The 8,430-nt window shown below is 62.0% G+C and carries 7 protein-coding genes; all 7 read right to left on the bottom strand.

Annotated elements, in window-relative coordinates:
• Positions 1-63 precede the first annotated feature (63 nt).
• The gene (locus ACZYOF_RS40395; RefSeq protein ID WP_463719237.1) at positions 64-1,245 is read right to left on the bottom strand and encodes an LPD7 domain-containing protein; all 1,182 of its coding nucleotides are present in this window, start codon (positions 1,243-1,245) and stop codon (positions 64-66) included.
• Between the two features lie 5 nt (positions 1,246-1,250).
• Positions 1,251-3,176 (bottom strand): type IV secretory system conjugative DNA transfer family protein, encoded by a 1,926-nt coding sequence (locus ACZYOF_RS40390; protein WP_463719236.1) that lies wholly within the window; start codon positions 3,174-3,176, stop codon positions 1,251-1,253.
• Positions 3,142-4,173 (bottom strand): P-type DNA transfer ATPase VirB11, encoded by a 1,032-nt coding sequence (virB11, locus tag ACZYOF_RS40385; RefSeq protein ID WP_463719235.1) that lies wholly within the window; start codon positions 4,171-4,173, stop codon positions 3,142-3,144. The genes ACZYOF_RS40390 and virB11 overlap by 35 nt, the downstream gene beginning before the upstream one ends.
• Positions 4,170-5,315, bottom strand: a complete 1,146-nt coding sequence (gene virB10, locus ACZYOF_RS40380) for a type IV secretion system protein VirB10 (RefSeq protein WP_463719234.1) — start codon at positions 5,313-5,315, stop codon at positions 4,170-4,172. Before virB10 ends, virB11 begins: the two co-directional genes overlap by 4 nt.
• A gap of 11 nt (positions 5,316-5,326) precedes the next feature.
• A complete protein-coding gene (virB9, locus tag ACZYOF_RS40375) occupies positions 5,327-6,178 on the bottom strand; it encodes a P-type conjugative transfer protein VirB9 (RefSeq protein WP_463719233.1) in 852 nt (283 codons plus the stop codon).
• Complete coding sequence (locus tag ACZYOF_RS40370; protein WP_463719232.1) at positions 6,175-6,846, bottom strand: VirB8 family type IV secretion system protein; 672 nt, start codon at positions 6,844-6,846, stop codon at positions 6,175-6,177. The genes virB9 and ACZYOF_RS40370 overlap by 4 nt, the downstream gene beginning before the upstream one ends.
• 342 nt (positions 6,847-7,188) lie before the next feature.
• Positions 7,189-8,175 carry a TrbL/VirB6 family protein gene (locus tag ACZYOF_RS40365; protein ID WP_463719231.1) on the bottom strand — a complete coding sequence of 329 codons (987 nt, stop codon included), beginning with the start codon at positions 8,173-8,175 and terminating at the stop codon, positions 7,189-7,191.
• Positions 8,176-8,430 lie beyond the last annotated feature (255 nt).

Raw genomic sequence — 8,430 nt, 5'->3', positions numbered from 1 at the left:
ACCAGCCGGTGTGATATCTCTCGTCATGGCGTTGCTCTCCTTTGTGGAATCAGCACCCCGAGCCTACCGGCTCAAGGTGGGCAACGCCGACCTCTTCAGTAATTCAACAGAACCCGGGACATCCCCACGCGCCTCGTCTTTGTCGGTTCGCGGTAGGTGGCGCTCTTGAACGGAGTCTAGGACTGTCGCGCGTGCAAACGAACGACCGTTTTCGAGATGGTGCGCGATCCGCTCCTTGGCGAATGCCATAATGCGCTGGCGAGCATTGTCATCGTTCGGCAGAGCGCGTTCGACAAGCTTGTTGATGACCACAATCTGGGAATGGGCCGCGAGCAGGTCGGAATCATGCCCTGCCGCCGGTTGGTCTACACGGCGTTCCTCCACCGTCACCTTCCACATGTTGCGCCACATCTGGCGCCGTTCAATGCCAGCGATTCCGGTGGCGGCGTCTATGGACTTGATCGCCCTGATGACGGGTTCGACGCCATCCCTTCGCAGAGAGATGCGGTCGCCCGGCCTGGCGCCACTGTCTGCTACGTCCGTTACAACGCCGACTCCCCACACCTGATGTCGCCGGCCATCATCCAGTTCGATGGCTACATAGGTTGACGGCTCCGCGTCGGCGCGGTTGCGATACGGGCCAAAACCGACCTCCATCAGACGTCCGGAAACGCCCTTGTCGTAATCGAGCCGATCCGCCTGCAGTGACCTGTCGGAGGCCGAGCGAGTCTCGACATCGTTGGTACGGGCGTGGGCTCGATCCCAGGCGATTCGTCGGTCAGCGAGCGCCTGGCGATCAAGCTCGTTTGGCTGATAGCCCTGCACCTCTATTCCGCGCGCGCTAGCCTCGAGCCACGCCTCGCGCCGGAACTCGACTGAACCGCGGACGTGCAGTGCCTCGCACTGGCGATCCTGTGCCACGCTGACCATGTCCCGGATCACTTCGGCCGCAGCAATGCGGGTGACCAGGCGATCGTCAGTGGCCTTGAACGCGAGGTATTCTTTCCGCTCATCGGCATAGAGCCGCGCTTCGCGGTCAGATACATCCTTTTCGGATTCACTGGCCACCACGTAATATTTCCGACGGATACGGTCCGGAAACGCACTATCGGCGACCTCCGCGGATAAAGGCTTCTTGGAGGCTGTTGCTACCTCGTCTCCCCCCTTTTCTCGGGCGGAAGCGCGCCCCGCGCGACGTCGCCGGTCCAGGCTGAATTCCTCGCTCGCGTCATGCCCGGCGCTCATGCTCCTCACCTTTCAGCTTTGCGGCCGGTCCGCCGTGTCGGCGGAATGACCTGACCGTCGATGTAGTTCAGGGTCCAGACTTTCAGTTCGTCTTCGGAGAGGCCTTCAAGGTCGACGTTCACGTCCCCGAAATCAAAACTGGCGCCGGCAGGAATCGTGGAGGGGTCGGCCACCTCCTCGTCGGTCATCGGCCGCGGTCGCAATACCGCGCGCAACTCGGCAATCTCGGAGCGCAGCTCCTTGATCTCAGCGTCGAGCAGTGCATTTGAACGCCCTTTGGGCATCTGCGGGGCAGGCGCCGGCAGCAATCGGTCCAGAAAAGACTTATCCTCGTAATAAATTATCTTGTCGGCGATGATGGGGGGAACGCCGGTGCCGAGAATGAAGGCCTTGGATTTCGGAAGAAGCTTGAGCTCTTGCGGCAGCATCAGGGCGCGACGATGCTCGGACACCGTCTCGCTGATCGCGCGCATCGCCAGCCCTTTTGGTCCGCTGCGGCTGCGGGCGTTCACAGTCTCGTAGCCGATGCGCTCCGAGAGCTCATTGGCCACGTCCTGCTCCTTCGGGGCAAACACGACCTCCACGGCGTGGTTGGTCATGAAGTTGCGCGCGGCATCGACCCCGTAGATCGCGCGGAGCTGCGCCGGGCTCTGGACGACGGTGAGGAGGCGGATGCCGTATCCGGCGACGAAGGCGACCGATTTCGCCAGTACGTTGACATTACCCAGCGCTGGAAATTCGTCCAGCAAGAGCAGCACCTTGCGAGTGAGCTTGGGGTTTTGTTCGGGTAGTTCGCGGGTGTTGAGGTCGACCACCTGCTGGAAGAACAGATTCAGGAGCGGCGCCATGCGGTCGAGGTTGTCGGGTGTCACCCCGAGGTAAATGGAAATGGGACTCTGCCTTAGCTGCCGCAGATCGAAATCATTGGTCGAGGTTGCGGCATCGATGCGGGGATTGAGCCAGAGGCCAAGGCGGGCCGTCACGGTCTTGCGGACCGAGTTCAACGTATTCTCGGAGGCAGCGAGGAAATCGTTCAGCGCGGTGATGCAGTGTCGTGACAATGGGGAAGAACCCGCCTTGCGGTCGGCGATGACCTTGTCGAAGTAGGTTTTCAGATCCTGGGTCGCCGACAGCTGGCGCAGGATCTCACCGATTGTCAAAGGCAGGCCCGGCGTTTCCGCAACATAGCCGCCGATCGCCACAAATGACGAACGAGCCGCCTCGAACCAGAACGGATCGCCCCGGCTTTCGGCCGGAAACAGCATCACCGCGATGCGTTGTAGATCGTCATAGAGGTCGGCGGGATCGCAGCGCACATAGCCCAGTGGATTGTAGCGTGCGGTGCGACCGCTCTCGTCGAGGGGATCGAACAGATGGACCTCCTGCCCGTGCGCTGCGCGAAAGCCTGCCGAACGATCCCAGTTCTCTTTCTTGACGTCGAGCGCAACAACCGAATCAGGCCAATTGAGCAGGTTTGGAATGACATAGCCGACGCCCTTCCCGGCGCGGGTTGGGGCGTAGAGGAGGACGTGTTCCGAACCGCCAAAGCAGAGCATTTTTCCATCCTTGCGGCCGAGCAGCAGACCTTCCTTGGATCGCAGGTCGGCGGCCGTGATCTCGCGTTCGGAGGCGAAACGGGCCTTGCCGTGAAGGGGAAGCGGACGGTGTCGAAGGATGGCGCCGAGCAGCCCAAACACCACGATCAGCCCGGCGAGGGTCGATAGCGTCAGCCAGCGGTCGTGGCGCGGGTCGGTACCATAGCGCGGCCAGCTCGTGGCGATCTCCGACCAGTGAAAGCCGCCATCGTGAAGCCTGAGCCCGAGCAACAGGACGTTTGAGGCGACCAGCAGGAAGACCGCGCCGGCCCCGAGTGCAAGCGCCGTGCCTCGGGCAGCCTTAACGGGCGTGCTCGCGTTTGCGAATGGGATCATAGTAGATTTCCGAAATGCGGTAGCGGCCATTACGCTTCTGCATCTGGACGACGACGTCGACGAGATGCAGCAAAAGCGAACGAATATCGTCGCGATGAAGGTCCCGCCCCTCCGCACTCTCCTTGACCAGCAGTGTCATCTGTTCGAAGGCAAGGCGAGCGCTGTCGGCGTGAACTGTCGTGATCGACCCTGGGTGCCCTGAATTCACATTCCTGAGATAAAAAAAGGCAGTGCCGTCGCGCAGCTCCTGCAGCAGGATGCGGTCGGGCCGCATGCGCAAGGACGATTCCAGCAGTTCGCGGGGGCCGATTTTGGCCACTCCCTGCCCATCCTTGGCATAGAGCAACCGGACGCAATTCTGATGTGGGATGACCAGCTCGGCGGTGTCTTCGATGGTGATGAGCCGCTCATGCTCCGGGATCGCAGCAATCAACGCCTTGGACAGAGTGGTCTTGCCCGAACCGGTCGCCCCTGAAATCAGGATATTGCGGCGGGAGCGCACCGCAAGCTCGAGGAACTCGCGCCAGTGGCCGGCTTCTTTCAGGGTGAGCAGTCGATGCTCGTCGGCAGTCAGCTCGTCACTTGCGGAGCGGACCTCATCGAACAGGTTCGCCCGCGCCAAAGCGTCAAGACTCATAGTCAGTGCCGAGGGCTTGCGGATCGTGAGACTGATCATGCCAGGGGGGACGGCGGGCGGCACCACGATTTGACAACGCTCGTCGCCGATCAGGCTGGTCGAGACCACCGGGTATTCCAGCCCGATGTCCTGGCGGGTATGACTGGCGGCTGCGGCTGCAAGATGTGAGAGGTAAGTTTGCGTGAGGGCTGCGGCTTCATGCCGGCTCCAACCCCCAGGCCCCTCCACGAAAACCTCGCCCGGGCGGTTGACGACGATTTCAGTGAGGGTGTCGTCTGCTAGGTATGGTGCCAGCGGCTCGAGATAGCGCGCCAGCACCAGACGCCCGCCATCATGTCCTATGGATGCGACCTGACTCATTTTGTCACCGTAGCCGGCCCGACGATGCCTCCGGGGAGGGTGCGGTCGAGAATCTGGGTGCGGCTTTCAATGCGCTTGAGTTGGTAGACCGACGAGAAATCGAGGTCGCGCGCGACAAAGATGTTCACGAGCTCGCCCTGATTCGTGCTCAGCGTCGGCGGGATGTTGATGGACTGCTCGACGGCAATGCCGGCGGCGGTGTTGGTCGCGCCAGCCGTGTTGTTGATCTGGATCGAGCCGTCTTGCAGTTGCTGGCGCCCGATCGAAGACGCATCGCCGACGATTGACAACAACAGCGCCGAGCCGAAGCGCTCCCAGAAGTGCGTGTCGATGTCGCCGTCGAACCCGGCCCGGCCAAGCGCATCCGTGGCGGGCGAGGCCAGCGCCACGATGACACCTGTCGGTGTCTTGGCGCGAGCCCATAGCACGAACATCCGTTTGGAGCCGCGCCGGACATTGCCGCGGTATTCGCCAACGACTTGCGTGCCCTTTTCCATGAGCACAACGTTGCCGGAGTCCGACATCACGTCGCGCAGCACGACGCAGGAGACGAAGCCGGCCACATCCGACGACGTTGCGGTCTCGAGCACGCAAGGGATTGAAGTGCCCTGGGTAACCAGAAGATTGCGATTGGGCAGCCGCGCCGCACGCACGCCCTCGATCGGCGTGGGTTTGAGCTTGTCGGCAAGCTCATTGCGTGGCTCGGCCCTCCCGAAATCATAGGGATCGACGGGGACGCTTCCAGTCGGGGCATCACGGGCGGGACGCCCCGATGCGATCGGCCGATTATAGGCCAGCACTGGCGCGCGCCGAGCACTTTCCAGCATCTGGTCCGTTGCGGGCGCGGGGGCCGCTGGCGCGGCTGCGATCTGTGCGACCGGAATGGAGGCCGTGGTGATGGGTGCGATAGGTAGCTCCGCGGCAGGCTCGAAGGCCGCCGCCTGGCGAATCATGAGCTTGCGCGCGGACTCACCGACCGGCTTGTCGCTTTTCCAGGTTCCCCAAATGATCAGAAAGGCGAATGCGGTGAGCGCGAGCGCGCCGAAGCCGCGCTTGAGCATCGCCGTTCGACCATTGTCCCCTCCTCCCACCGGAGTAATTCCGCGCTCGCCGGCAAGCGTCTCATTCTCCATCTCGGTCATGTTGCGCCTGCCTATTGTGCCTTAAGGGTTGGAGATGGCCTCTTCGGCCGCCGCTCGACCGAGGGGCTTGTGGTGTTGGTGCCGGGATTGACGCCGACAGCGTCGAACGCTTCGTTGAAGATGCAGAGCACGATGTCACCCTTGCGCAGCCGAAACTCGCGGGCCGTGGCGTGGACCACCACCAGCTCGCCGCGGACGTCCTTGGGCACCAGACTTTCAGAGCCATCCGAGTTGATCAGGTAGATCGCCGGGATCTCGCGATTGCCCGCGAAGCGGAACGTGGTCTCCTTGCCGTCATCGAAGACAGCTTCGGGTTCGAGGTCGCTCGAGCCTTGCGCCGAAAAGCGCCAGTTGCGGGCCCCATAGGCGTGATGCAGGTCAAACGTCTGCTCGATGAGCGCGCCTTCCCGCTCGGCGCCTCGGGCTGTCGCCTCGATGCGCCGGCGCTCGATCTCGTCGCCGGGATAGGCAAAGCGGACGACGAAGTAGCTGTCGGCCAGCGTAGTCTCGGCAATCGACAGCTCAAATTGATAGGAGCGCTTGCGCCCGTCGGGGCGGGTGGTGACGACCTGCAGATTGGTCGGCGGATGTTTCTCGCGGGGTTTGAGGAACAGGATCGAACCTGCGGGGGCAACTTCCCATGCGATCGCGTCGCCGATGGCGACATGGACGATTTCCTCGTCATCGGCAAAGACGACTTGGGTCGAGGCGCGAATGACGCCGTTGAGGCGGACCACGTTGGCCGGGTCATAGGTCACAGTGCGCACGCGCGCGTCGTGTTGACCTGGCACCGGCTGCTGCAGCGCCAGCACGGGTGCCGCAAATCCGAGAGCGAAAGTGATCAGAAGCGCGAAACGTTTCATGGCACGACCTCCGGATCCGCGCGATATTCCGACACCAGGAAGCCGAGCGGATTGATTAGACGGTCGGCGGACGACATCGGTGCGTTGGCGTAAGTGAACGTCAGGGTCGAGACCCAGTGAGTGATGTGGGTTTCCTCGCCCTTGCGAGTCTCTTTCATGAACCGCACAGACGCCACATTGTCGGCTAGGAGAGAGATCGCTTTGATCCGGACTGTGGCGACGCCAAAGCGGCCTTGAGTGACCAGTGGGCTCTCGGGATTAGAGCCGCGATACCAGGCCGCGAAGCGGACCTGTTCGCCTTGGCCCGAAAGCAGCGAAATAGTCCGGAAATTAGTTTCCGCTTCTGGATAACTGTAGCCTTCGCGCGCGCGAACGTACCGTCCAAGGAAATACTTGGTGACGGCTTCGTCGTAGCGTGCCGGCGTCGAATTGAGGGCCGAGACGGTGTCGACAATGCCGGTGGCATTATCGACCCGGATGACGAACGGCTCGACCGTCTTTAGAGGCGCCAGCGCCGCGACCGCACCGACCGAGGCCACCGCCAAGGCGCAGGCGCCAGCGGCAACCACCCACGCTGTTCGCCGCGAGCGATGGGCCGAGAGCAATAGGTCCTGTTCCCATCGCCGCGCATTCTCGAAGTAGCTTTTCAGGTCATCATGCCGGACCATCTCACGCCTCCTTGCCACAGGCGTGATACGAGGCTGCAATGTTGCCCCACTGGCCGAACGCGGCGAGATGGGTCGACGTTGCGGACGAGTCGCCTTCGCCCTTCCGGATGATGGGGGCGGACGGCGAAGCTTGCGGCTCGGGTATCGCTGGCGGCGCGCCGGACTCCCAATCCCAGAGCGAGCGATTAAGCGGCCGCCGAGCCAAGCCATCACAGGACGGCGGCCCCTTTGACCAGTTCGCGCAGCCCCCAAGCTGCCATGCGATGACGCAAATTATGAATAGTCGACGCCACATCGTTCTGATGCCCCTGTTAGTTGTCGCCTGATTCCGGCGACCATTGCTTAGGCCGCCGTCGTGCCCCGCGATTGAGCGCGCCGCATGCTGCCGCCTTGACGGCTGGCTCTGAGTGCAGCGAGGCCGCGGCCGGCCGACCACCGGGCGCCGGCATAGGCACCTCCGGCGGCGGCCGTGGCATTGGCGATCATTGGGTTTGTGACCAGTCGGCTTGCCAGAGACGCCCCTCCCCCGGCAAGACCGCCTGCTATGGTCGGCAATTGAAGTGAGATGTATCCTGACAGACCAAGCACTGCGCTGATGGCGACCGCGGCCACCACCATCTCACCCGCCGTCCCGGCGTTGGCCGCGAACCTGTCGATGAAGCCGCTGACCGTCGTTAACATCAGTCCGACCAGAGCGACCACCAGGACCAGCAGGATCACGAAGTTCGCGAGCTGCCGAAGCCAAGCTTCTGTAAACGGGCGCGTTGCCTCAAACAGCCCCAGTGCAATAAAGAGCGGGCCGAGCGCGATGACGACGCCAAGACCTACTTTGGCGTAGAGCAGGATAGCAAACTGCAAGAAAGAACCGACTGCTACAAAAACGAGAAGAATGCCCGCAATTAGTGCCGGCGCCACGTCGGTTATTCCTGCTTGATCGTAGATCTTATTAGCGACGTCGATCCCTTTGGAGAGAAGTTGATCGAAGGGAGCCCCGGAACTGGTATTCAGGCCGGAGCCCGCCAGCGCATTGCCGATCTCCTTTGGCAAGGAATCGAAGAACAGGCTGGTGACGTATTGCTGAAATGCGCTCGAATTCGTCGCTAGCAGCACCACAACCACGATCCGCATCGCCCGCCAGGCGAATTCCATAATTGGTTCGGAGATCGCGCCGCGCATCACGGCAAAACCATAGAGAATAACATAGAGCGTTACGGCGGTGCGAAGTGGTCCGTCGATGTAGGTGGCGAGGTTCGAGACCGAGGTCGACACGAATGCCGTGATAGGTTGCTCAAACTCCTTCAGGAAACTGTCGAAGACGTTTACAGCCATCGTGGCGGTCCTTACTTCAAGGCGTCCTTCATCTCTTTGACGAAGGCCTTCTTGCGGGCTTCATTGGCGTTGATGCAGTCGGGAGTGTTCCTGCGCTCGCCCGGATTGTCGCGGCATGCCTTACTCAGAGGTCAGAAATATAGGCGACATCTGGATGCTTGAAGAAGGAAGGCACCAAAGCTGGTCTGTTGCCGATGTCGGCGAGCTGGGTGCGGACTCGGTCTTCCAATTTCTCGCCTGCGCGCAGCGGCCGGC

The organism is Bradyrhizobium sp. LeoA1Lang, assembly GCF_055413685.1.
Note: the sequence above shows the minus strand (reverse complement) of the source record. Positions and strands in the feature narration are given on the sequence as shown.

Bases quoted from the DNA above. Each gene is read 5' to 3' on its own strand.
- ACZYOF_RS40370 (WP_463719232.1), bottom strand. From the start codon at position 6,846: ATGGTCCGGCATGATGACCTGAAAAGCTACTTCGAGAATGCGCGGCGA.
- ACZYOF_RS40395 (WP_463719237.1), bottom strand. From the start codon at position 1,245: ATGAGCGCCGGGCATGACGCGAGCGAGGAATTCAGCCTGGACCGGCGA.
- virB11 (WP_463719235.1), bottom strand. From the start codon at position 4,173: ATGAGTCAGGTCGCATCCATAGGACATGATGGCGGGCGTCTGGTGCTG.
- virB10 (WP_463719234.1), bottom strand. From the start codon at position 5,315: ATGACCGAGATGGAGAATGAGACGCTTGCCGGCGAGCGCGGAATTACT.
- ACZYOF_RS40365 (WP_463719231.1), bottom strand. From the start codon at position 8,175: ATGGCTGTAAACGTCTTCGACAGTTTCCTGAAGGAGTTTGAGCAACCT.
- virB9 (WP_463719233.1), bottom strand. From the start codon at position 6,178: ATGAAACGTTTCGCGCTTCTGATCACTTTCGCTCTCGGATTTGCGGCA.
- ACZYOF_RS40390 (WP_463719236.1), bottom strand. From the start codon at position 3,176: ATGATCCCATTCGCAAACGCGAGCACGCCCGTTAAGGCTGCCCGAGGC.